At 59.0% G+C, this 24452-nt stretch carries 19 protein-coding genes; 8 read left to right on the forward strand and 11 right to left on the reverse strand.

The window, feature by feature from the left end; genetic code table 11:
* Window positions 1-96: 96 nt before the first annotated feature.
* Together FY550_RS10895 and htpX are read left to right on the forward strand one after the other, a co-directional pair.
* Window positions 97-1311, forward strand: coding sequence for a pyridoxal phosphate-dependent aminotransferase (locus tag FY550_RS10895; protein WP_070978966.1), 1215 nt, complete (start codon window positions 97-99; stop codon window positions 1309-1311).
* Between the two features lie 110 nt (window positions 1312-1421).
* Window positions 1422-2327: a protease HtpX gene (gene htpX / locus FY550_RS10900; protein WP_149054527.1), complete on the forward strand. Its 906-nt coding sequence runs from the start codon at window positions 1422-1424 to the stop codon at window positions 2325-2327.
* 58 nt (window positions 2328-2385) lie between these two features.
* Here the strand turns inward: htpX and pdxB are convergent, their stop codons facing one another.
* Window positions 2386-3543, reverse strand: a complete 1158-nt coding sequence (gene pdxB / locus FY550_RS10905) for a 4-phosphoerythronate dehydrogenase PdxB (protein WP_070978972.1) — start codon at window positions 3541-3543, stop codon at window positions 2386-2388.
* Between the two features lie 159 nt (window positions 3544-3702).
* Here pdxB and FY550_RS10910 point away from each other — a divergent pair, with 159 nt between their 5' ends.
* Entirely contained in the window at window positions 3703-3987 is a 285-nt protein-coding gene (locus tag FY550_RS10910) for a hypothetical protein (protein WP_070978974.1), read from the forward strand.
* 106 nt (window positions 3988-4093) lie between these two features.
* Here FY550_RS10910 and rlmKL read toward each other — a convergent pair whose 3' ends face one another.
* Window positions 4094-6334, reverse strand: a complete 2241-nt coding sequence (gene rlmKL, locus FY550_RS10915) for a bifunctional 23S rRNA (guanine(2069)-N(7))-methyltransferase RlmK/23S rRNA (guanine(2445)-N(2))-methyltransferase RlmL (RefSeq protein ID WP_070978976.1) — start codon at window positions 6332-6334, stop codon at window positions 4094-4096.
* A gap of 218 nt (window positions 6335-6552) precedes the next feature.
* Between rlmKL and rmf the strand changes: the two genes are divergently transcribed.
* Window positions 6553-6759, forward strand: a complete 207-nt coding sequence (gene rmf / locus FY550_RS10920) for a ribosome modulation factor (protein ID WP_070978978.1) — start codon at window positions 6553-6555, stop codon at window positions 6757-6759.
* A 186-nt stretch (window positions 6760-6945) separates the two neighbouring features.
* Here the strand turns inward: rmf and FY550_RS10925 are convergent, their stop codons facing one another.
* The 3 genes from FY550_RS10925 to FY550_RS10935 all read right to left on the reverse strand — a co-directional run bounded on the left by FY550_RS10925 (window position 6946) and on the right by FY550_RS10935 (window position 10173).
* On the reverse strand, window positions 6946-7953 hold the full coding sequence (locus FY550_RS10925; RefSeq protein WP_070979244.1) for a quinone-dependent dihydroorotate dehydrogenase: 1008 nt from the start codon (window positions 7951-7953) through the stop codon (window positions 6946-6948).
* A 73-nt stretch (window positions 7954-8026) separates the two neighbouring features.
* Window positions 8027-9154: a hypothetical protein gene (locus tag FY550_RS10930; RefSeq protein ID WP_149054528.1), complete on the reverse strand. Its 1128-nt coding sequence runs from the start codon at window positions 9152-9154 to the stop codon at window positions 8027-8029.
* A 137-nt stretch (window positions 9155-9291) separates the two neighbouring features.
* On the reverse strand, window positions 9292-10173 hold the full coding sequence (locus tag FY550_RS10935; protein ID WP_070978983.1) for an MOSC domain-containing protein: 882 nt from the start codon (window positions 10171-10173) through the stop codon (window positions 9292-9294).
* A gap of 142 nt (window positions 10174-10315) precedes the next feature.
* Between FY550_RS10935 and FY550_RS16890 the strand changes: the two genes are divergently transcribed.
* A complete protein-coding gene (locus FY550_RS16890; protein ID WP_168169328.1) occupies window positions 10316-10459 on the forward strand; it encodes a hypothetical protein in 144 nt (47 codons plus the stop codon).
* A gap of 65 nt (window positions 10460-10524) precedes the next feature.
* Here the strand turns inward: FY550_RS16890 and FY550_RS10940 are convergent, their stop codons facing one another.
* The 6 genes from FY550_RS10940 to FY550_RS10965 form a co-directional block, all read right to left on the reverse strand.
* The gene (locus FY550_RS10940; protein ID WP_070978985.1) at window positions 10525-15363 is read right to left on the reverse strand and encodes an NAD-glutamate dehydrogenase; all 4839 of its coding nucleotides are present in this window, start codon (window positions 15361-15363) and stop codon (window positions 10525-10527) included.
* Window positions 15364-15491: 128 nt separating this feature from the next.
* Window positions 15492-16646, reverse strand: a complete 1155-nt coding sequence (gene trmA, locus FY550_RS10945; RefSeq protein WP_070978986.1) for a tRNA (uridine(54)-C5)-methyltransferase TrmA — start codon at window positions 16644-16646, stop codon at window positions 15492-15494.
* A gap of 97 nt (window positions 16647-16743) precedes the next feature.
* Window positions 16744-18300, reverse strand: a complete 1557-nt coding sequence (gene garD, locus FY550_RS10950; protein ID WP_070978988.1) for a galactarate dehydratase — start codon at window positions 18298-18300, stop codon at window positions 16744-16746.
* Between the two features lie 128 nt (window positions 18301-18428).
* Entirely contained in the window at window positions 18429-19172 is a 744-nt protein-coding gene (locus FY550_RS10955) for a FadR/GntR family transcriptional regulator (RefSeq protein ID WP_070978990.1), read from the reverse strand.
* Window positions 19173-19281: 109 nt separating this feature from the next.
* Entirely contained in the window at window positions 19282-20205 is a 924-nt protein-coding gene (gene kdgD, locus FY550_RS10960) for a 5-dehydro-4-deoxyglucarate dehydratase (RefSeq protein WP_070978992.1), read from the reverse strand.
* Between the two features lie 70 nt (window positions 20206-20275).
* Window positions 20276-21613: an enolase C-terminal domain-like protein gene (locus tag FY550_RS10965; RefSeq protein WP_070978994.1), complete on the reverse strand. Its 1338-nt coding sequence runs from the start codon at window positions 21611-21613 to the stop codon at window positions 20276-20278.
* Window positions 21614-21886: 273 nt separating this feature from the next.
* On the opposite strand from FY550_RS10965, the gene FY550_RS10970 reads away from it, so the two are divergent.
* From FY550_RS10970 to FY550_RS10980, 3 genes are all read left to right on the forward strand, one after another.
* Entirely contained in the window at window positions 21887-22342 is a 456-nt protein-coding gene (locus tag FY550_RS10970) for a LexA family protein (protein ID WP_070978997.1), read from the forward strand.
* 15 nt (window positions 22343-22357) lie between these two features.
* Window positions 22358-23644, forward strand: coding sequence for a Y-family DNA polymerase (locus FY550_RS10975; protein ID WP_149054529.1), 1287 nt, complete (start codon window positions 22358-22360; stop codon window positions 23642-23644).
* 155 nt (window positions 23645-23799) lie between these two features.
* A complete protein-coding gene (locus tag FY550_RS10980) occupies window positions 23800-24393 on the forward strand; it encodes a DsrE family protein (RefSeq protein ID WP_084388128.1) in 594 nt (197 codons plus the stop codon).
* The last annotated feature ends 59 nt before the right edge of the window (window positions 24394-24452 follow it).

Here is a 24452-nt window from a genome sequence, read left to right on the forward strand (position 1 = left end):
CAGCGCGGTATTCTTGACCACTCGCCCTGCGGCGCTGGCGTCGATAGCCGCCTGCGGCCATGATCGCTCTCAACTCCGCGCTGGATAGCCAAACGCATGACCTCACCGATTCATAAATCCCGCAAGCTCGAACACGTCTGTTATGACATTCGCGGCCCTGTCCTCGAACACGCCAAACGCCTCGAGGAAGAAGGACACCGACTGCTCAAGCTGAATATCGGCAACCCCGCCCCATTCGGCTTTGAAGCCCCCGAGGAAATTCTTCAGGACGTGATGCGCAACCTGCCGACCGCCCAGGGGTACTGCGACTCCAAGGGCCTCTACTCGGCACGCAAGGCGATCATGCAGGAGTGCCAGCGCAAGGATATCCCCGGGGTCAGCATCGAGGATATCTACGTCGGCAACGGTGTTTCGGAACTGATCGTGATGGCCATGCAGGCCCTGCTCGATGATGGTGACGAAGTGCTCATCCCTGCCCCGGACTATCCGTTGTGGACGGCTGCGACCAATCTCTCCGGGGGGCGGCCGGTACATTACCTGTGCGACGAGCAGAACGAGTGGATGCCCGATATCGAGGACATGCGCTCGAAGATCACCGCTCATACCAAAGCGATGGTGATCATCAACCCCAACAACCCCACCGGGGCGGTCTACTCGGCCGAGGCCGTCCGCCAGATGCTGGCACTGGCTCGCGAGCATGATCTGATCGTATTCAGCGACGAGATCTACGACAAGATCCTCTACGACGGCACCGAGCATGTCTCTACCGCCGCACTGGCCGATGATCTGCTGATCCTCACGCTCAACGGTCTGTCAAAGAGCTATCGCTGTGCCGGCTTCCGCTCCGGCTGGATGATTCTTTCCGGCGAGCGCCGTCATGCCCAGGATTTCATCCAGGGTCTCGACATGCTGGCCTCGATGCGACTGTGCGCCAATGTCCCGGCCCAGCACGCCATTCAGACGGCATTGGGCGGCTATCAATCGATCAACGATCTGATTCTTCCTGGCGGACGACTACTGGCCCAGCGTGACATGGCCTGGCAGAAGCTCAATGCCATTCCGGGCGTCAGCTGTGTCAAACCGAAGGGAGCACTGTACATGTTCCCTCGACTTGACCCCGAGATGTACGACATCCGCGATGACCAGCAACTGGTACTCGATCTGCTGCTTGAAGAGAAGATCCTGCTGGTCCAGGGAACAGCCTTCAACTGGCCGGATCCGAACCATCTGCGCATTGTGACCCTGCCCTGGGTGGATCAGCTCGAGGATGCCATTGACCGGCTGGATCGTTTTCTCGCCCGACGTCGATGACGCCTAAACCATCCTTAACACATGATTGAAACAAAGCGACACAGGACTTATCTAAGGCGTTAGAAGCGACTTGTGTCGCGACTTCCCAAGCCCTTTCGGAGATCCATCACATGATGAGGATTGTCCTTTTTCTGGCCACCAACCTGGCCGTTGTGCTGGTCGCCAGCGTGACCCTGCGCATTCTGGGCGTGGACAGCTATCTCGACGGTGCCGGCGGCCTGAATCTCAACAGTCTGCTGATTTTCTGCTTCATCTTTGGCATGGCAGGATCGCTGATCTCGCTGCTGCTCTCCAAGAAGATGGCCAAAATGAGCACTCGGGCGCGCATCATCGAGCGCCCGGGCAACTCGACCGAACAGTGGTTGATCAGCACCGTAGGCGAACTCTCCCGAGACGCCGGTATCGAGATGCCCGAGGTCGGCATTTTCCCGGCACGGCAGGCCAACGCTTTTGCGACCGGCTGGAACAAGAATGCCGCGCTGGTCTGCGTGTCCGAAGGGTTGCTCGAGCAGATGCGCCCCGAGGAAGTACGCGCAGTACTGGGTCACGAGATCGGTCACGTGGCCAATGGCGACATGGTCACCCTGGCGCTCATCCAGGGGGTGGTAAACGCCTTTGTCATGTTCTTTGCCCGCATTGCCGCCATGGTGCTCGACAACTTCCTGCGCAGTGACGAGGAAGGGGGTGGACTCGGCTTCTTCGGCTATATCGCCGTCGTGTTCGCCTTCGAGATGGTCTTTGGCATCGCCGCCTCGGTGATCGTTGCCTGGTTCTCGCGCTGGCGTGAATATCGCGCCGATGCCGCCGGCGCCCGACTGGCAGGTAGTGGTGCGATGATCAATGCGTTGAACCGCCTCAAGGCGCAGAAGGATATGCAGGACGAAATGCCGGGCTCAATGACAGCCTTTGCGATCACGACCGGTCAGACTCGTCAGTTCATGGAGAAGCTGTTCGCCAGCCATCCTCCGCTCGATGATCGCATCCGCGCTCTCAAGGAAGCGGCTTACCGTCAGTAAACCGCATCGAATGTGCTTCCTTCCGGCCCGCCCCATGGCGGGCCTTTTCATGCTTTGGTCAGCCCTGCTTGCCTGCCAGCCGCAGCGAGAAGCCGGCACTGACAATGGTGTCACGCAGATCGCCGGCATTGTGTTTGAGACTGACCCGCAACGTCGAAAATTCACGCCGAGGCGGATACTCCTTGCGCATGCGATCAAACCCTTCGGCCATGCCGTAATGACGACGGTAGCGTTCCAGCAGTAGTGCATCGCGACGAATGTCGTAACATGCCCGGGCACAGAGTGTCAGCGCCTCAAGTGGCGGCGCCCAGCCGGTCAGGGTAATCCGGCGCAGCCAGGAATCCGGCTTGAGCTGACCAAGCCGCTTGCGAGCGGGCAAACCGAAGTGCCGGCTCATCGCTTCGTGAATCATGTCAGTCCCCAGCATCTTGCCATCCAGGCTGTAGCCGGCCACATGCGGGGTCGCGATATCCACCAGCCGGCAGAGCGCTTCATCAATATCGGGTTCCTGTTCCCAGACATCCAGAATGACGCGCAGATCGCGCCTGGTTTCCAGTCGACGACGCAAGGCAGAGGTATCGACACACTCGCCGCGCCCCGCACTGATCAGAATCTGATCAGGCCGCAGGGCGTCAATCCGTTCGGCATTCAGCAGATGATGGGTGGCATGATCACCGCTTTGTATCAACGGCGTATGCAGGCAGATCACATCGGCACGCTCGATCAGCGTATCGAGATCAACAAAATCCTCACGCCCTTCTGCCTCGGCCCGCGGCGGATCACAGATCAGACAGGGCATATCCAGCGCCTCAAGCCTGGCCTGCAAGCGACTGCCTACATTACCGGCCCCCACGATCCCCACGGTGCGCGAGTTCAGCGTCTCGCCATCCTGCTCGCTCATCAGCAGCAACCCGGATAGCACATAGTCGACCACGGACTCCGCATTGCTGCCGGGCGCACTGGCGAAGCCAATACCCTGCTCGCGCAGCCAATCGACATCAACATGGTCAACCCCAATGGTCGCCGTACCCACAAATTTTACCCGTGTTCCTGCCAGCAAATCGGCATTGACACGCGTCACCGAACGCACCAGCAGCACGTCAGCCTGCATCAGCTGCTCACGGCACATCTGTCTGCCCGGCAGACGCACGATCTCGCCATGATCGCCAAAGAACTCCTCAATCAGCGGGATGTTTTCATCCGCCACAATACGCATCACGCTCCCCTTTTCCGGATTCCGACATGATTGCTCGATGCACTACAGCGCCATCATACCGATCGACTTTGAGCCCTCTTCCACGGCCTTTACAATCAACGCCTCATGACCGGAGAGCAACATGCCCTGTGGTCTTCTCTCAACGGTGTGGAGTGACGAGTGATCATTCGCTGGGAAAGCGGCCACGACTATGTACTGGTGCATGTCCATCGCGACATGTTTGGCGACTGGATTCTCAGTCGCGCCTGGGGGCAGATCGGCACCGGCTATGGCGGTCTGCGCCATGCGCTGGCCGAAAGCTTCGACCAGGCCATGACCTGGGTCGACAGCATTGACCATATTCAGACCTCCCGCGGTTTCGAAAGGGTATGGAGCAGCGAGGATGACGACACACCCGAAGCCCGCCACGCCCTCGCTCAGCTGAATCAGCTCAGCGAGCAGTAAGCATCCCGCCACTGGCGTCGGGTCGAGCACCAGAAGGGCCAGCCAGCGTCACCAACGTTTGGCATGCTGACTCTCTGCCCGAACAGGAGACGGCCCCGGGCGCTGCTCATGATTCTTTTCGATGGCGAATCAGGAAGACATGATGAATGTCCGGGCGCCGTTCAAAATCCGGATCCAGCATGGCTTTTGAGCGCTCTTCCACATGAAAGCGCTCCCGCAGTGCCCCATCGAGTCGAAAGCGACGCTGATTGTTGGAGAACAACAGCGTGCCCTCCGGCGCCAGGAGCGCCATGCTCAGTTCAATCAACCGGACATGATCACGCTGCACATCCAGCACCTCTTCCATTTTTTTCGAATTGGAGAAGGTCGGCGGATCAAGAAAGATCAGGTCAAAGCTGTCACGTGCCTGCGCCAGCCACTGCAGACAGTCGGCACGTACCAGCTGATGGCGACGCTCATCCAGGTGATTGAGCCTGAAGTTCTCCCGCGCCCAGTCAAGATAGGTATTGGAAAGATCAACACTGACACTTGAACGCGCGCCTCCCAGGGCCGCATGAACGGTTGCCGTAGCGGTATAGCAGAACAGATTGAGAAAGCGCTGTCCTTTGGCATGTGTCCCCAGCCAGCGGCGCACCGGTCGGTGATCGAGAAACAGTCCGGTATCCAGATAGTCGCGCAGATTGACCAACGCCCTGATGGGCGATTCCACTACTTCCAGGCGCTGGCCCGACTCAGCCTGTCGCCCGTACTGCGACCGGCCGCTCTGTCGCTGACGACGTTTGAGATGAATGGCTTCCGGATCTACCTCGAGTACTTCGGGCAGTACCCCCAGAGCCTCCATCAATCTTTTTTCTGCCTGTTGCGGGTCAATCGAGCGCGGCGGCACGTACTCCTGCACATGTACCCGGTCGGCATAGCAGTCGATCGCCAGTGCATACTCCGGCATGTCGGCATCATAGAGCCGATAGCACTGCTCGCCGCTGCGTCTGAGCCATTTGGCGAGCCGCTTGCGATTCTTGCGCAGCCGGTTGGCGAACATTTGCGCGCCGGCAGAGTGACGGGCAGGCGCTTCAACCACTGGTGGTGATGCGCTTTCCTGCTTTTGGGCACCACGCTCTTCTTCGCTGTTTTCCGGCTCATCCGAACGCGCATGGATATCGATCAGCAAAAGCTTGCAATCCAGCTGGCCGTTCTTCAGCGCGTATTGCCGATGCGCTTTGAGCCCGAGCCGATGACCCAGCTCCGGATTACCGGTAAACAACGCCACCGACCAACCCGGGAAGTGGTGACGCAATGCACTGCCCAGCTTCTGATAGAGCACTACCAGAGCCGGCAGTTCACCCAAACGCTCCCCATAGGGAGGGTTGGTCATGATCAACCCACCCGGCAGATCGCGCATACCATGTGGCTGCGTCAGCGTCTCTGCTTCAGCGACAATGAATGACACCTGATCGGCCAGTCCGGCACGCTCGGCATTACTGCGCGCCGACCGGATAGTCCGTTTATCGCGATCTCGCCCCTGCAGTACGCTCTGACAGTCCTGACGTCCCTGCTCGGCACGCGCCTCGGCCTGTCGATGGATCTCCTGCCAGAGTGCTTCATCATGTTGCGCCCAGCCATGAAAACCGAACCGTCGGCGATTCAGATTGGGAGCAATATCACACGCCATCATGGCTGCCTCGATCACCAGTGTGCCGGAGCCACACATCGGATCGAGCAGCGCTTCACCCCGGGCCGCCCGTTCGGGCCAGTCGGCACGCATCAAAAGCGCGGCCGCCAGATTCTCCTTGAGCGGAGCCTGGCCACCTTCGCGTCGATAACCACGTAAATGAAGACTGTCGCCACTGAGATCGATCCCCAGTGTCAGGGTGTCGCGATGAAAATGAGCGTGAATACTGACATCCGCGGTTTTCGGCTCCACCAGCGGACGGCCTCTGCCCGCCGCTCTCATGGCCTCGACCACCCCATCCTTGACACACTGGGCGCCAAAACGGGTATGACGGATGCGCTCACTGGTGCCATGGAAATCCACCCGCAGCGTGACCGTTTCATCCATTTCTTCCGGCCAGTCAAACCCCGCTGACGCCCGGGTAATGGCCACCCCATCCGCCACGCCTTCCACCCGACCGAGCAGGCGAATGATGCGGTTGGCCAGCCGCGACCACAGGCACAGCCGGTAAAGCGTAGCCAGATCAGCTCGGCCCATCACGCGGGCACTGGAGGTCTGTGTCACGCTGGCGCCCAGGGCAGTCAGTTCCTCGACCAGAAGACTTTCCACCCCCCAGGGGCAGGTCGCCATGAAATCCAGCATTGCAACGGTATCGGGTTGTGGGTCAGTAGCGCTCATTGGCTCCGGATCATGTGATGCAGGCAATGGACCTGTCATATTTCTGAAAGGATTAAAAACGGCACATGCTTAGAAGAAAAGAATTTTCGACACCCCGGGGCTACTGGTTGATGATGACAGTGTAGCTACGCAATGCATATGCAGCTGTCATCCGCGGAACGCAGGCTCGCCCGACTGGCCGGGCGGGTGCATAAGTCCCTTATGCAAGAGGCAACCCGATGAAGCGACAGAAACGAAACCGTTCACAAAAAGCTTATATTCATGGTTACAAGGCCGGCATGTCCGGTCGCTCCAGGGACCAGTGTCCCAGTCAGGACATCAATTTGCGCGAGTACTGGATGAGTGGCTGGCGCGAAGGCCGTGAGGACAACTGGTCCGGTATGACGGGGATTGCCGGCATTCACAAGAATCCACGCGTACTCTAGTGTCCTCCGATACCCTGTTGGGCCCCTCGTTATCGCACTGCTCTCTCTTCCCGTGGCCCAGGGGACACCCGCAGAAGCAGTGAAACATCCGATTCAGGGAAGGCTCGAACTCATTCGAGCCTTTTTTCGTTCCATACCCGGACCAGCCCATGAGCAACATTGTGCTTCAGATGTAATTACGCCGGATTACCCGAGCGCTCGGGCACACTCCCCCACCAGCGCTGGCCCACGATAGATCAGTCCCGTATATAATTGTACCAGGTCGGCACCGGCCTCCCGCTTCTCTCTGGCATCCTCGGCATCGAGAATACCGCCAACGCCAATAATGGTCATGGTGGGCAGCCGGTCACGCAGCGCCGCGATCACTCGCGTCGAAGCTGCTTTTACCGGTGCCCCGGAGAGTCCTCCGGTCTCTTTGGCCAGGGGAGAACCCGCCACCGCAGTGCGCGATATCGTGGTATTGGTAGCGATCACGGCTTCCACGCCACTCCCGGCCAGGCAATGCGCTACCAGCTCGAGTTCCTCATCCGCCATATCGGGGGCAATCTTGACCGCCAGCGGCACATGCCTGCCATTCTGCACGTCCAACCGCATGGCAGTCTCCGAAAGTGCACTCAACAAGCGTTGCAGATGATCACCGAACTGCAGGTCACGCAACCCCGGAGTATTGGGTGAGGAGATGTTGACGGTGACATAGTCGGCATGCGCATGCACCACTTCCAGACAACTCAGGTAGTCGCTAGTGGCATCGGCGACATCAGTCGTCAGGTTCTTGCCGATATTGATACCCAGCACCCCATCGAAATGACGCCGACGAACATGCTCAACCAGCTGCTCGACGCCCCCATTGTTGAATCCCATGCGATTGATGATCGCCTGATGCTCGGGGAGTCTGAACAGCCGCGGCCGGGGATTGCCCGGCTGAGCCTTCGGCGTCACCGTACCCACCTCAACGAACCCGAATCCCAACGCACCCAGCGCATCGATATGCTCGCCGTCCTTGTCCAGCCCTGCCGCCAGCCCGACACGATTGGGGAAATGCAGCCCCATCAGTGTTACCGGTGCTTGTACCGCTTCGCCTCCCAGCGCATGGCTCAATCGGCAGCGATAGGCCATATCCAGCGCCGTCATGGTGATGCCATGAGCAGTTTCGGGATCGAATCGGAACAACAGGGAACGGGCAAGCGAATACATCTGGGGTCTCGACAGTAGGGATGCAGCAGTATACGCAGCCGCCATGCTCGCGTCACGGCGGCTGCCTTGCGCTTTACTCCTGTTCGACGCGCAGCGTATAGCTGTCGGTACCGGAACGAGCCGAGCCATATTTCTGACCACTGACACGCACGGTATAAACGCCGGGCTCAAGCTGCTTGCGAATATGGAAGTCGCCATCCAGCCCTTCGCCACTGTCACTGGCGACTACCTGACCATCAGCATTGATCACCTCGGCAGAGAGCCGGTAGCTGCCCTGAGTGGCACCAAAGGAGGAGCTTTCCACTACGACATCTCCCGCCTGCATGACCTCGAACTTCAGCACGTCGCCCTTCTCGCGAATCGAGACATCGCGCAGCAGCCGGTGCCGCATGGGGGTGGCGTCATTCGACTCGGCAGTCGCGGGAGCTTCAGCCTGACGGTTGTGGTTCCTGTCAGTGGCAGATGCTGCTGCGCCAGCGTCGCGGTCAGGTGTCGAACTCTCTGCCACGGCCTGCTCCAGCGCCTGACCACTGGGGCCGGGAGCGTCCGGTAGCGGACTGGGTGACGTTACCTCACTGGCACTACGCTGGGATGCCCCGACACCGGCCGTAGTCGCCTGAGGCGCCAGCCGTGGCGGATTCGAGGCCTGGCGCCGTTCGTCCTCGGCCGTGGTGGCCCCGGCCGGTGCCAACCGCTCGACCCGATTCTGATCTCCAAGGCCCTCTTGCCGGTCGAGATTCATAACGCGCACTGTCACACTCTGATGACCATTGCGAGCGGGCCCGCGACTGCGCCCCGTAATGGTCACCGCATACTTGCCCGGCGCCAGATCTTCACTCATTGCAACGCCGTTGGTACGTTCGCTGCCATCGGCCTGCTCGAGCACCACACCGTTGTCGTTTTTCAGTTCGGCATGCAGATCATAAGCCCCGGTCTCGCCCGGAAAACCACCAACCGCGATGCGATAGTGCCCCTGTTTGCTCACTTCAAAGTGATGCGTCAGTGGTTTGTCGCCCAGAAAGAGACTGCGGCTCTGACGGTCCGAGCTGTTATGAATCGAATCCGAAAAGTCCACCTGTGCTGCGGCCGCCTCGGCACGCTTGAGGGCCGCGCTCTTGTCCGCCAGTGCTGTCTGGCTGACCAGTACGCCCAGACTTACACCAACTCCCAGTACCAACCGAAATGTCCTGCCTGTCATCATCGTTGTCACCGACGGTCCGATTCGCTCCTCGACGCCCGCAGGACCGCTTGTGCCATGGCAAAAAAGCCATCGCTGCCCACGAGGTCTGCCAAAACCGGCCCAGCATACCAGAGCCGAACGCTGCTGCGAGGAATTGATTAGCCGGCGCTGGCGTCGACGACAACATGGGCGGCGGCTTCACCGGGCGCCGTCAGTTCTACCCGATCCCCAACGCTGAGCCGGGCCCCACTGCCCTCGAGAACAACCGCATTCTCGCCGAAGAAGGCCCCCGAGCGCCCGACATGGTGATACCCCATAAGAGTGGCCAGCGGCTCACCCTCCTCAACAATTTCGCCACTGCACTGATCCACGGTCGTCACACGACAGCGCTGACAAGGCTTGCAGAGCCAGAGGACAAAATCACGACCTTCCAGGCGCTGATGATAATGTTCGGCAAAGGCCTCGACGCCAGCGAGTACAATATTCGGACGAAAACGCGACATGGGCACGGGTCTGTGATGATGGGTTCTCAAGCGCGCATTGAGATCCTCGAGCGATTCGCAGGTGGCGATCAGCAGTGGAAATCCATCGGCAAAACCGGTCCGAGCCTCCAGTGACCCCAGTCGCTGCGGATCCACCAGACGGTGATTGTCCTCGGGGACGCGCTTGAGTCTCAGCGTCTCGCCATGCCACAGGCCCAGCACATCGGTCAGCCAGGCGGCGGCTTCATCCCCCTCATCGACACCGGCACAATGATCACGGAATATTTTCAGTGGCTCGGCCGGCCCAGTTGGTCGGCTCAGGGGCACAAACAGATGACGTCGATCAGGGGCACACAGGATAAGATGGTAAGTATCGAGATGTACCTCGATGGTTGCCATGATCGGTAACTCGCGCTGGGTAATGAAACGTCCGCTCTCGGTTGTCACCATCCAGCGGCGATCCAGCGCCAGTCCTTCGCCGGTCAGCTCGACGCTCTCGAGCGCAATGCCGCCCAGCGCCTTGACGGGATAGATGTTGAGCGCAGTGATTTCAGCCATGGTCAGGTCCCGTGATTGTCGTATCGGCGCCTTGCAATGAGCATCCGGCAGCACGTTTTTCTGATACCGTTTTATCAGCGCGGCGAAAGGTGTACAACGCTTCTGCGCTGCGGTCCCTTATCCCTGTTGCGGAAGATCTGACATGACTGATGAAAAGTCCGACACTACCCGAGATCGTTCTCATGACCATCCCCCGGAAGGTCATTCACTGGTCGGCAAGATCGCCGTAGGCGTCGCATTCCTGGGGATCCTGGCTTTTTTTGTATTTGCATTCCTGGTTGGCTGATCGCCATTGAAAAAAAACGCCGTCCCGAAGGACGGCGTTTCCGGCTTGCCTGCAGAGCACGGCGCTCAATTCTGGCTTTCAGCCAGCTCCCCGAGCGCTCGTACAGCTACGGTAAACAGGGCATAACCGGTCTGACTCCCCGAATGCACCTCCTCGAGCAGATCGCGCCAGCGGTTGATGCGGCTGCGATGCGCTTCGAGCCAGTGCTCGACCCGCTCATCCACCTCAAGAGGCGCCGATTCCAGACGCAACACACTGGAGGTCAGGGTGAGCTGCTGCCGATCGAGATCGTCACGTAATGCCTCGCGCGCCTGAGCCTCCCAATTGTCATGGACTTCAAGACGATTGATCTGATCGAGCATCCAGGGCAGCTGCAGTCGCTCACCGATGGCGAAATAGGTATCCGCCACTCGCTCGAGCTTCTCATTATCGTGGCGTGCCGTCTCGATGATGCCGAGCCCGGCATAGAGGCTATCGGTTGCCGCTACCTGGCTGGCCAGCTGCTCCGGTACCCCGGCCTCGATATATTCATCACGCAGCTTTTCCCACTGCTCGCGGGCACCACCACGCAACCGCTCACCGATGCTTTCCTGCAACTGACTGAGCCGTGAGGAAAAGTGCTCGATGGTATCGCGCACACCATGGCTGCCGGTCTGACGCAGAAAATAACGGGTTGCACGGCGTACCAGGCGTACCAGTGACAGCATCATGTCGTACTGCACGTCACTGTCGACCTGATAGTCGAGCGCTTCGATATCGCGCCACAGGCTCGGCAGGCTGAAGCTATCCCTGGCGATGACATAGGCACGCACCACATCGGCACTGCTGGCACCTCCGACATCCATCAGTCGACGTACAAACGGAATGCCCATGTGATCGACCACATCGCCGGCCAGCTGGGTCGCCACAATCTGTGATTTGAGACGATGGCGATACGCCTCATCGCGATAACGATCCAACAGCGTTGCCGGGAAAGCACGCTCGACATGCTGCTGGATATAGTCATCTTCAAGCAGCTCGGTATCTGCCAGGGTACTCTTGAGATCGATCTTGGCATAGGAGATCAGCACCGCCAGCTCGGGATGCGTCAATCCCTCACCATTGCGTTGCCGTTCCGCCAGGGTCTGATCGTCAGGCAGCGCTTCCAGCTCTCTATCCAGCATGCCGATCTCTTCGAGATCCCGCGCGAAACGCCGATAGGGCCCCATGTTGTCCCTCGACAAACGCCGCGACAGTGACAATGCCTGGGTCTGACGATAATTATCATCGATGACCAGATCGGCCACTTCATCGGTCATCTGCGAGAGCAGTTCATTGCGCTGCTTCTCGGTCATGTCGCCACGCGCTACCACATCATCCAGCAGGATCTTGATGTTGACCTCATGGTCGGAGCAATTGACGCCACCGGCATTATCGATGAAGTCGGTATTGACCCGAACCCCCTGATCGGCTGCTTCACGGCGCCCCAGCTGAGTGACTCCGAGATTGCCCCCCTCACCAATTACACGAGCACGCAGGTTGCAGCCATCGATACGCAGATTGTCGTTGGCCTTGTCACCGACATCGGCATGGCTCTCGCTCGATGCCTTGATATAGGTTCCGATACCACCGTTCCAGATCAGATCGACACTGGCACCCAAAAGCGCATGAATCAGTTCCGCGGGTGAAAGTCGGTTGGCACTGATACCGAAGCACTCTTTCATCTGCGGCGTTAGGCTGATCGATTTGGCATCACGCGAGAAGACACCCCCGCCCTCACTGATGATGCTGGTATCGTAATCCGCCCAGCTTGAACGCTTCAGGTTGAAGACCCGTTGACGCTCGGCGAACGAGGCAGCTTCATCGGGATTGGGGTCGATGAAGATGTGGCGGTGGTTAAACGCAGCCACCAGCGCAATTTTTTCCGACAGCAGCATGCCGTTACCGAAAACATCACCGGCCATATCGCCAATGCCCAGCACGGTGAAGCGATCCTGCTGGGTATTGATGCCGATTTCCCGGAAATGGCGCTTCACCGACTCCCAGGCGCCTCTGGCGGTGATCGCCATCGCCTTGTGGTCATACCCATGCTGGCCACCGGAAGCGAAGGCGTCGCCGAGCCAGAAGTGATACTCGTGAGCCAGCGCATTGGCAATATCCGAGAAAGTCGCCGTGCCCTTGTCCGCCGCGACAACCAGATAGGGATCATCGTCATCGCGACGCACCACATCACGCGGCGGTACCACTTCCTTCTCGACAAGGTTATCGGTCAGATCCAGCATGCCGCGAATCAGCGTCTGATAGCAGGCAATGCCTTCCTGCTGAATGGCGTCGCGATCACCGGTATCAGGCAAGCGCTTGCAGATGAAACCACCCTTGGCACCCAGCGGTACGATCACCGAGTTCTTGACCTGCTGGGCCTTCACCAGGCCGAGAATTTCGGTACGGAAATCCTCGAAGCGATCCGACCAGCGAATACCGCCGCGGGCAACCTTCGCATTGCGCAGATGTACCCCTTCCATGCGCGGCGAGCAGACGAACACCTCGTACATCGGCCGAGGCCGCGGGACATCGCTGAGCTGCCGGGTCGCCAGCTTGAACGAGAGGTAATCGCGCGGTGTGCCATCCTCGTTGGTCTGGAAGAAGTTGGTCCGCAGAGTCGCTTCGATCAGCTCGATATAACGCCGAATCAGGCGATCATCATTAAGGCTGGTGACTTCCTCGAGCTGGGCCTCGATCGCTTCACGGGTTTCGCCCTGACGTGTCTCATCGGCAGCCTCTTCCGGATTGAAGCGCTGTCGGAACAGCGTAACCAGCGCCCGGGTGATATCCGGATAGGCGGTCAGGGTATCGGCGATGTACTGCTGCGACAGTCCGAACCGTACCTGCTTGAGATAGCGGGCATAGGCACGCAGCATCGCCACTTCATGCCAGTCCAGGCGAGCGGCAATAACCAGGCGATTGAAGGTGTCGCTTTCGGCTTCACCGGTCCAGATGCGCGTGAAGGCTTCGATGAAGTCATCGCGCATCCGAGGCAGATCGATACCGGAATGACCCGGATATTCCACATCAAAGTCGTGGATCCAGTAGGAGCGGTCACTGCGTTCGATTTCGAAGGGTCGCTCGCCCAGCACGCGCAGCCCCATGTTCTCCAGCAGTGGGAGCACATCCGAGAGCGGGATGGGAGCCCCGCCATGAAACAGCTTGAGCTTGAAGTTGCTGCGATTCTCGACCTGGCGATAGAGGCTGATACCCAAAGGTGTACCGGCTTCCACCTTCTGGATGTAGGCAATGTCGTGAACCGCCGTACGAGGCGAAAACTCGTCGCGGTAGCTGCCGGGGAAGGCATCGCGATAGTGAATCATCAACTGATTGGCGGACTCTTCGCCGAAGCCTTCAACCATGGCTTCATGAAGCGCATCACGCCAGCTGCGTGCCAGCTCGATCACCTTGCGTTCGATTCGCCGGTCGTCGCGTTCAACCGGCTCATCGCCATTGAAACGCAGAATCAGCTGAATACGCGCCAGTACCGACTCCGAGAGATAGGTATTGAAGTCGCCAAAGGTGGCATCGAGCTCTTCGCAGAGCAGATTCTGAATGCGCACTCGCAGGTCGGTGGAAAAGACATCGCGCGGCACAAACACCAGGCAGGAATAGAACTTGCCTGAGCGATCCTCACGAATGAACACTCTGACCCGACGCCGTTCACGAATGCCGAGGATGCCCATCGCAGTGCGACGCAGCTCATCGGTCCCCATCTGGAAGAGATCCTCGCGCGGATAAACCTCGAGAATCTGCATCAGCTGTTTGCCGTTGTGCCCCTTGGGATCCACATTGGCGCTGGTCATGACCGTCGCGATCTTGCGTCGCAGTACCGGTATGTTGCGCGGTGTCTCATTGTAGATCGACAGGGTATAGAGGCCGAGGAAGCGACGTTCGCCAATCACCCGCCCGCTTTCGTCGAAGCGCTCGACGATAATGTAATCCGGGTAGGCCGGCCGATGTACCCGCGCGTGAAAAGCACTTTTGGCAAAGGAGATCAGCTCGGGAACCAGCACATACTCGCCGTTGTTTTCCGCCATGCTGGGCAGACGGTCCGGGCGTTCGTTATAACGTGGCAGATCGAGCCTGAGCACCCCCAGTTCGGAGTTGACGCAACGCTCGAGCTGCGGCTGGCCATCCTGTTCGTCGACGCGATACTCCTCGAACCCCAGGAAGGTGAAATGCTCATCCAGTAGCCAGTCGAGAAAGGCGCAGGCTTCGTCGACATCACGCTGCTCGATCGAGGCGGGACGGTGCTGGCGCAGTTCACTGATCGCTTCGCGTACCTGTTCCCGCATCGGTTCGAGATCGCCCACCGCAGTGCGCACTTCTCCCAGCACCTCGCGCAAGCTCTCGGCCAGCGACCCCAGGGTTTCACTATCGGTATGCCGATCGATTTCGATGTATACCACCGACTCCCGCGCTTCCGGCGCATCCTCGGCATTGGGGGCAGTCAGCCGCTGCAGCTCAAGCTGCTCGTTGCGCTCTACGGCGAAAACCGCGTTGTGAATGGCATGCACCGTAATATTGCGACGATTGAGCTCGATGCGGATGGAATCCACCACAAAGGCCATGTCGCGTCCCAGCACTTCAACAATAGTGTGGGTAGACTGCCAGCCATGCTCCTCGAAGTCGGGGTTGAAGACCCGAACCTTCGGTTGATCGAGCGATTCACGCTGCTGCAGAAAGTGCCAGGTCGACAGGGTCGCTCCATAGATGTCGTCAGGCTGGCGCTCGGCCAGATCATCGAACGATGCCGTAGCATAATAATGTCTGGCGAAAGCAATGACCTGTTCGGCCCGTTCGGCCGGCAGACGCTGCCGAAACTGCTTTTCGAGAGCTTCGAAGAATTCGTTGCGACTCTCGGATGCGACTTTTTGCATCGATCTACACTCCTCCCTGCTTGCGTCACGCGACCCTGGATGGCGCCGATCACATCATGTTGGATACTGCGCCCAGCTTAGCCCAGGAGAGGGGACGGTCCATAATGGGTTGCTCGATCCGTTATTGGTCATGAGCATCCGGCATGAGCTGGCGCGGTTGCCTGATCCCCGCGTCGACGCAGCAGCACACCACACTCGCAATGATCGGTCCAGGGGAACTGATCAAACAGGGCCAGTCGCTCAACGGTATGAGTTTGCGTGAGCTGCTCGAGATTGGCCGCCAGGGTCGCCGGATTGCAGGAGATGTAGACAATCTCGTCGAAACGGGCAATACGTGCGCAGCTTGCTTCGTCCAGGCCGGCACGGGGTGGATCGACCAGTACGGTGGCAAAGTCATGCTCCGTCAGTGCCAGCTCATTGACCCGGTTACCCTCTTTCTCGCCATCCAGCGCTGCGCCGAACTCCTCGCTCGACATCCGTACCACGACTGCATTATCGATCGCATTGCTCGCCAGATTGACCTGCGCCGAAGCGACCGACGTGCGAGATATTTCGGTCGCCGCCACGCGCCGGAAATTTTCCGCCAGTGCGATGGTGAAGTGACCATTACCGCAATAGAGCTCAACCAGGTCCCGTGAACGCCGCCCCCCGTGTCTGGCCCGGGTCACCTCGCGTGCCCAATGCAGCATCGAACGCGCGATTTCGGCATTGGGTTGAGTGAAACTGTTCTCCACCTGCTGATAGTGGAAGACCTGCCCGTCCACTTCGAGGTGCTCGGTGACATGATCCCGGGTCAGGACCCGGCGCTGCTTGCGTGCACGGCCGATAATGGCAGCATCCAGCTGTTGCTCCAGTGCGCGGGCCTCTTCGTCCCAGCGCTCATCGAGTCGGCGGTGATAAATCAGCGTGATCAGCGCCTCGCCCGTCAACGTGGTGAGATATTCCACCTGGAAGAGTCGGTGCCGCAGTATCGGATTATCCCGCACGGCCTCGATCAGCTGTGGCATCAGCTCATTGATCCGACGACTGGCGACCGGGTACTGCGTCAGTCGAATCACCGTTTTCTGCTTCGGATCGGCCGGATCGACTTCAAACATGGCGTGATGGAGGTCATCGCCGTCATGCCAGAGCCGGAATTCGCAGCGCTGGCGATAGTGGCTGGCAGGTGAAGCAAACACCTCGGGTGCGGGGGCATCGAAGCGGGCAAACTGCTCAACGATGCGCTGACGCTTGGCCTCGAGCTGCTCGGGATATCGATCGGGCTCGACGACGGGAACACTCACGGTAACGCTACTCCACAATGGACTGGCAGGAAGCACGTAGTGTAACCGTCGTCAACGTCCGACTGAACCGACAACGCCCGTGGTTGCGGCGTCGTCTTCAGGTCACCGGGGCCGGATTGAAGAGTGCCAGATCGTTTTTCAGCCCCCAGCGCTCGGTCCAGGTCGGCTTCCCACTGGCAGTCGCGATGATGGCTTCGAACATCTGCTGCCCTACTTCCTCGATACTGGCCTCTCCCATCGCTACCTGACCGGCGTTGATATCCATCAGGTCGTGCCAGCTCTGCGCCAGAGCATTACGCGTGGCCACCTTGAGCACCGGTGCCATGGCCAGGCCGTAAGGCGTACCGCGTCCGGTCGAAAACATATGGATATTCATGCCGGCAGCCAGCTGCAGCGTGCCACAGATGAAATCGCTGGCAGGCGTGGCGGCAAAATTCAACCCCTGGACCTTTACCCGTTCCCCGGGTGGTACAACCCCGCTGATCGGGCGGGTACCTGATTTGACGATCGAGCCCAGCGCCTTCTCGACAATGTTGGAGAGACCACCGCGCTTGTTGCCCGGTGTGGTATTGGCACTGCGATCGACACCGCCACCCGCAAGGTAATGATCATACCAGGCCATCTGATCGATCAGTTGTTGCGCTACTTCGTGATTGGCAGCGCGGGCCGTGAGCAGATGGATGCCATCGCGCACTTCAGTGACCTCGGAAAACAGCACCGTAGCCCCCGCCCGCACCAGCAGATCAGTGGCATGGCCGATCGCCGGGTTGGCAGTCACCCCGGAAAAGGCATCACTGCCACCACACTGTACCCCGACCACCAGCCCCGACAACGGGCATGGCTCTCGTCGACGCTCATTGAGTACAGCGAGTTTCTGGCGAGCCATCGCCACAATGGCATCAAGCATCTCGCCGAATCCCTCATGTTCCTGCAGACGCACCACCCATTGCTCGGCATCGCTCTGCTCGAAACCCTCTCCACTCAGCAGCCGATCGGGCTGGAGCTTTTCGCATCCCAGACTGACGACCATGGTTTGTCCGCCAAGATTGGGATTACGAGCGAGATTACGAACGGTACGAATGGGGATCGGCGCATCCGGTGCATCAATGGCCACGCCACAACCGTAGGTATGGTTCAGTGCGACCACATCATCAACGTTGGGGTACTCCGCCAGCACCTCGCGGCGAATACGCTCCACGGCGTGTTCCAGCACGCTGGCCACGCACTGCACGGTCGTGGTAATCCCGAGAATATTACGAGTACCCGTGCTGCCATCGGCGTTGCGATACCCCATGAAAGTATGGCCTTCCAGTGGAGATTGCTCGGGCAGCACCGCCGTCGCCATCGGCAGGTTATCCAGAGTGGGCGATGCCGGCATTTCCATGACGCCTTCATGCACCCAGCAGCCCTGAGCCAGTGGCTGGCGGGCATAACCGATGGCTACGCCATAGCGGATGATCGACTCTTCAATGGCAATGTCCTGCAGGGCCACCTTGTGCCCCTGGGGCACCCATTCGGTCAATTGCAGACCATTGTCCAGCGCGGTACCAGCGGGCAGCCCACCATCGTTGGCCACAATGGCCACATTGTCACGCTCGTTGATGCGAAGGATCAACGGCGCCTGCTGACGGTCGGATTCGATGAGGCGAGTCATCACACTTCCTCCTGTATGCTCGGCGATCCTGTCGTAGTCGAAAGCGCCAGAGCCTGAATGCGATGAATGACGTCATACAGGAAGCGATCCACCAGGACACCTCGGGGCAGCTGGTCACCGACCTGAAGTCAGTCGGATTCGCCGGGGGTTTCCAGTCGGCCGTGGTAGAGCCGCCAGGAGCGCCCCAGGTGATCCTGCATTGCCTGTCTGGCTCGGTCAGGCTCGCAATCGACAATGGCGCGATAAATCGCCCGATGTTCTTCCAGTACATTCTCCAGGTAACGCATCATTTCATCACGCGCCCCGAGGTCTTCAACGTGCGAACGCGGCACCATGGTTTCGCCGAAAAAGTCGTAGAAGCGCAGATAGACATGATTGCGACAGGCGGCACCGATCAGGCGATGGAACTCGAAATCCTCCTGCTTGGCCAGGTGTCGGTCGCCGATACTGCGCGCAAAGCGTGCCAGATTCTCCTCGAGTGCGCTGATGTCCTGCTCAGTGCGGCGCTGCGCCGCCAGCCCGGCCGCCTCGGTTTCAATCGGAATCCGAAACTCCAGAACCTGTACGATCTCGCTGGCCGTTTCCAGGCTCAACCCTTCCGTCATGAAAGACGTTGAGGCATGGCGGCGAATCACGAAGGCCCCGATCCCTCGCCGGGTTTCAACCAGACCGCGGGATTTGAGATGCGATACAGCCTCGCGTACCACCGTGCGACTGACATCAAACATCTCTCCCAGCTGACTCTCCGTGGGCAACCGATCACCAACCTTGAGCTGCTCACGCTGAATCATCTCTTCCAGCGCACCGACCACATAGGCCGACAGGTTCTGACGCCGCCGCGGCGGCGTAAATTGCGAATCAAGCGAGGTCATGAAGGCATCCGCTCAAAAGAAATTGGACTGTTCCCGAGCTGCCAGTATCACCTCCCGTGCAGGGCGGGGTCCAGGTGATGCCCCATGCGTCTGCCACATGATGCCCGTGTTATTGCGTCAATTGCCTGAAAATACCGATCAGCCGTTCCAGCTCTGCGCGTTCCTCGTCGGTTGGCATCACCAGGGGGGTACGCACACTGCCACCGGGATGGCCAATCAATTCGGCACCGGCCTTGATCAGACTGACCGCATAGCCGGGCTTGTGACCACGCAGTTCAACAAAGGGCACGAAGAATTTCTCGACCAGCCGAGACACCTGGGTAGTGCGCCCTTCACGCAACAGTCGATAGAACTTCAACGCTTCTTCCGGCACGAAGTTGAAGACCGCCGAGGAGTAGGTATTCACACCAATTGCCATATACGCTTCAGCAAAAATCTCTGCTGTCGGCACGCCCCCGATATAAACCAGCCGATCACCGACCGTCTTGATGATGCTATTGAGTGCCTGGATGTTGCCGACACCGTCCTTGAAACCAATCAGATTGGGACACTGGGTCGTCAGGCGCAGTACCGAAGCGGCATCGAGCTGACCATTGGCACGGTTGTAGAGCACCACACCCAGTTTTGTGGAAGCACAAACACGAGTGACATAATCGACCAGCCCTTCAGGAGGACACTCGGTCAGGTAGGGCGGCATCAGCAGCAGCCCGTCGGCGCCCTTCTCTTCAGCGATGCGCGCCTGTTCGATGGCATCTCGCACGTTGCGACCGGCACTGGACAGAATCGGCAGGTGACCACCGCAGATACGCACCGCCGAATTCACCACGGTTTCCACTTCTCTTGTGGTCAGTGAGAAGAATTCCCCGGTACCGCCTGCCACAAACAAAGCCGACACCTCATACTGCCTGAGCCACTCCAGACGTGCCTCATAGGAGGGCGCATCGAATTCGCCGGCTGTATCGAAATCGGTAATCGGAAAGGAGAGCAGACCATCGCCGAGAGCTGCGCGCAGTTGCTGATGATCGAAATGCATGTAGGCCTCCTGGGTAGTAATCATGACGGGGTATTCGCCACGAACCGTGACTTATCCTGTCGGCGCTGGATCAACGCACCATCGCCGGCCGCCCGGGATCAAAACGCCAGCCCGGAATCAGATACTGCATGGCTTTGGCATCATCGCGTCGTCCACCCTGCAGTGAGCGATAGCGCTGATGCGCCTGTTCGACGGCCGCCATATCAAGTTCAATGCCCAAACCCGGCATATCGGGAATGGCAATCCGGCCATCGCGAATTTCCAGCGGCGAACGGGTCAATCGTTGACCTTCCTGCCAGATCCAGTGCGTATCGATGGCCGTCGGGCGCCCTGGTGCTGCGGCACCGACATGAGCAAACATGGCCAACGAGATATCAAAGTGATTGTTGGAATGGCATCCCCATGTCAGCCCCCAGTCATTACACAGCTGCGCTACACGTACCGCACCGCTCGGGGTCCAGAAATGCGGATCGGCCAGCGGGATATCGATGGCGCCCTGCATGACGGCGTGGCCAAGCTCACGCCAGTTGGTGGCAATCATGTTGGTCGCCACCGGCAATCCGGTGGCCCGCCTGAACTCCGCCATGATCTCGCGCCCCGAGAATCCCTGCTCGGCGCGACATGGATCCTCGGCATAGGCCAAGGTATCGCCGAGCCCCCGGCAGAGTTTGATGGCCTCATCCAGTTGCCACGCGCCGTTGGGATCGACCGTAATGCGGGCCTCGGGGAAAGCGGTGGCCAGCGCCTGTACGGTTTCGATCTCCTGCTCACCGGATAGCACCCCACCCTTGAGCTTGAAATCCCGGAATCCATAGCGATCACGAGCTGCCTGAGCCAGCCGTAATATGGCGTCGGCATCCAGGGCCGGTTCATTGCGAATTCGATACCACTCGTGTGCGTCTTCAGCGCTTGAGCGATAGTCCAGATCGGTCTGACGTCGATCGCCGAGGTAAAAAAGATACCCCAGCACCGCGACCTCCCGACGCTGCATCCCCTCTCCCAGCAGCTCGGCCACAGGCACCCCGAGGAACTGCCCCAACAGATCCAGCAACGCGGATTCGAGCGCTGCCACGGCATTGATCCGTAGCTCGAATGTCCAGGCACCGTCACCGGTGGCTTCAAAGTCCGCTGCCTGCTGACCTCGGTGGAGTTCGCTGACGATACGGTTCAGCCGCGCGATCGATTGTCCTTCTACTCGACCAATGGCATGACGCAGGGTACGTTCGATGACCTCGCCTCCCGGTGCCTCACCAACGCCCACATGACCGGCGTTATCCTCCAGAATCACCAGATTGCGAGTAAACACGGGACCATGAGCACCGCCGATATTCAGCAGCATGCTGTCCTCTCCGGCGACCGGTATCACCTTCATGCTCGTTACGCGAGGGGCATCGTGAAACGTCGTCATGCAGACTCCTGTCCTGGCACTGACACAAGATCGTCCTGCTGCTTATGTATGATGTCATACAATTTATGGCACATGACGCTTTTCGCCAACCGAAACTTTGGTCGGTATGCCATCAATCACCTCTGAGGCGATAGCAGGCCCCTGCGGGCGTTTCGAGCAATAAACGGGGCACACAGGAGCCATCTGATGTGCAATACGCTACGATGCCTTCAATACTGTATTTAAATACAGTATTTTGGAGAACACCGTTCCTGCCTGCCTTTGGAGACTTTCATGGAGATCACACTGCTGGGGGCACCCCCTGCCAACGCTACCCACGGTTGCCTGCGGCACACCCGAACTACCAGCGGTTTTCCCTCGCCCGCTGATGAGTTTCGCGAGCCACCACTTGGCTATGGCGATCTGTTCGGCGCCGAATCAGCTTCGCTATTCTTCATGCGCGTCCGCGGCGCCTTACCCGAGCAGGGCTGGCACGATAACGACATTATCGCTGTCGAGCGGGATGCCTTTCCGTTCGATGGCGCCCTGGTCGTCATTGCACTGGATGGTGAACTTACCCTTCGTCAGCTGACGTGCCGACAGCAGCAATGGTGGCTATGCGCCCCGGGTGGTCATTATGCCGATCTCCCCATCGCCGGGAATGTACAGGAGCGGTTATGGGGTATCGTTCGTCACCACATTCACAGTTATTTCGATGAACATCAGCGAAGATCGGAGATCCGCATCTGAAAGAAGAGGCAGGCCATGTATGCGCTGATAGACTGCAATAACTTCTACGTCGCTTGCGAGCGATTGTTCGATCCCGCCTTATATGGCAAACCGGTAGGGGTACTCTCCAACAACGATGGCTGCATTGTGGCACGCAGCGAGGAGCTCAAGGCGCTCGGTGTCGCCATGGGGACGCCTGCCCATCTGCTACCACCGGAGCTGGCACACCATGGACTGGTACTGCGCTCATCGAACTACACGCTCTACGGAGATCTCTCCGAGCGGGTCCAGCGAGTGCTCGCCGCCGAAGTCCCGGAAGTCGACCCCTACTCCATCGATGAATATTTCCTCGACCTGAAAGGCGTCACAAAACCGCTCGAGCCCCTGGCCCAACGACTTGCCGGCCTCGTGGAGCGTCGGGTTGGTATTCCGGTCTCGGTCGGCATAGCGCCGACACGCACCCTGGCCAAGCTGGCCAATCATTGCGTAAAGCAAAGAAATCGCCATCACAGCGACATACAGGTCTTTCGCAAGGCCGATGATCCCGGCCTGATTCAGTGGCTGCAAAACATGCCACCAGGTGCAGTATGGGGGATCGGCGGACGGCTGAATGCCCGCCTGATGGCTCTGGGCATTGATACGGCTTTCAAACTGCGTAATGCCTCTCCTGGCTGGTTACGTCATCGTTTCAATGTCGTATTGGCACGCACTGCCAGCGAGTTGAAAGGCGACGATTGTCTGGCACCGGATGGCCTGCTTGCCGCTCGCCACAGCATCCGTTGCTCGCGCTCTTTCGGGCGAGTACTGACAAACCCCGCGCAGTTGGGAGAAGCACTGCGTTTTCATTGCGAACGGGCCGGCGTCAAGCTGCGCCGTGAAGGCCAGCTGGCCAGCCTGATCGGAATCAGCCTGACCCCGGGCCCTTTCGACCGGACACCACGTGGACGCAACGGCCATCGCCATGGCCTCTGTCACTGGCTAACGCTTCCCTTCCCGACAGCCGATACAGTCCGCCTCAACCTTTATGCACAACAGCTACTGAAACACCTTTATCAACCCGGTCAGCGTTATCAGAAAATTACCGTCATGCTGGAAGGGCTTTCACCCCAACAGGGTCATCAGCCCAGTCTGTTCGAGGGCAGCGAATCGGGTCAGCGTTTACAACTGATGAAAACGTGGGATGACATCAACCAGCGCTATGGCGCCACAGCTCTGACCCTGGGGCCACGCACCAGCAAGGCCGACTGGCAAATGCGCAGCGCCCGTCGATCCGGACGTTTCACGACCCATATGGCTGAACTGCCACAGGTCACCCTTCGCTGATAAAGTGTTGTTCATGTTCACTTCAGCATAACGAACTGGTCCTTTTTTCCCTACGCTACCGTCCGAGATGAGCTGGTGGCTGCTACTCTTGATGCTGCTGACCTGGTTCATTTGAATGAAACGATTAACACTCTGATCATGCAGGGAGACGCGCCATGGGAATGAAAGGCCAACGCACGGCTGCCGGCCTGATAGCGGCAGCAATGACCATGACTCCAATGGGGGTTGCAGTCGCACAGCAAACGCAGAATGACACCGGGGACCCATCGGCCGATGCTGTCCATCCGGTGATCAAACATTATGGCGGCGTTATTCCGCGCAGCGATGACAACACCAACCAACCCGATCCTGACAAAACCTATCATGTGATCTTCGATGTCTTTCACGGCGGAGATGATACTTCGAAGCTCAACCCGCAGCTGGATCGTCTGGCACGAGCAGTCAATGTGTTTGCCGCGCATGGTGTCGATCCCGAACATCTCGACTTCGTGGCCATTCTGCATGGTGGTTCGACCCGCAGCGTCATGACCGAAAAGGCCTACCAGCAACGATTTGGTGTAGAGAATCCCGATACCGATATCATTGCTGCGCTGGAAAAGGCCGGCGTACAGGTAGAGGTCTGCGGGCAGGCACTCAGTCGTCGCAACATCAGCGAGGAAATGGTCAATCAGCAGGTCGATGTCACGCCTTCTTCCCTGGTCACACTGGCCATGTACGGTCAGAAGGGCTATGCCTACGAACGGTTCTGAAATCGTTCGATAATATCACTCCGGGGGCATGATATTCCCACCTGACAGGTACTGTCAGG

This window comes from Kushneria phosphatilytica (genome assembly GCF_008247605.1).
GTDB classification, from domain to species: Bacteria; Pseudomonadota; Gammaproteobacteria; order Pseudomonadales; family Halomonadaceae; genus Kushneria; species Kushneria phosphatilytica.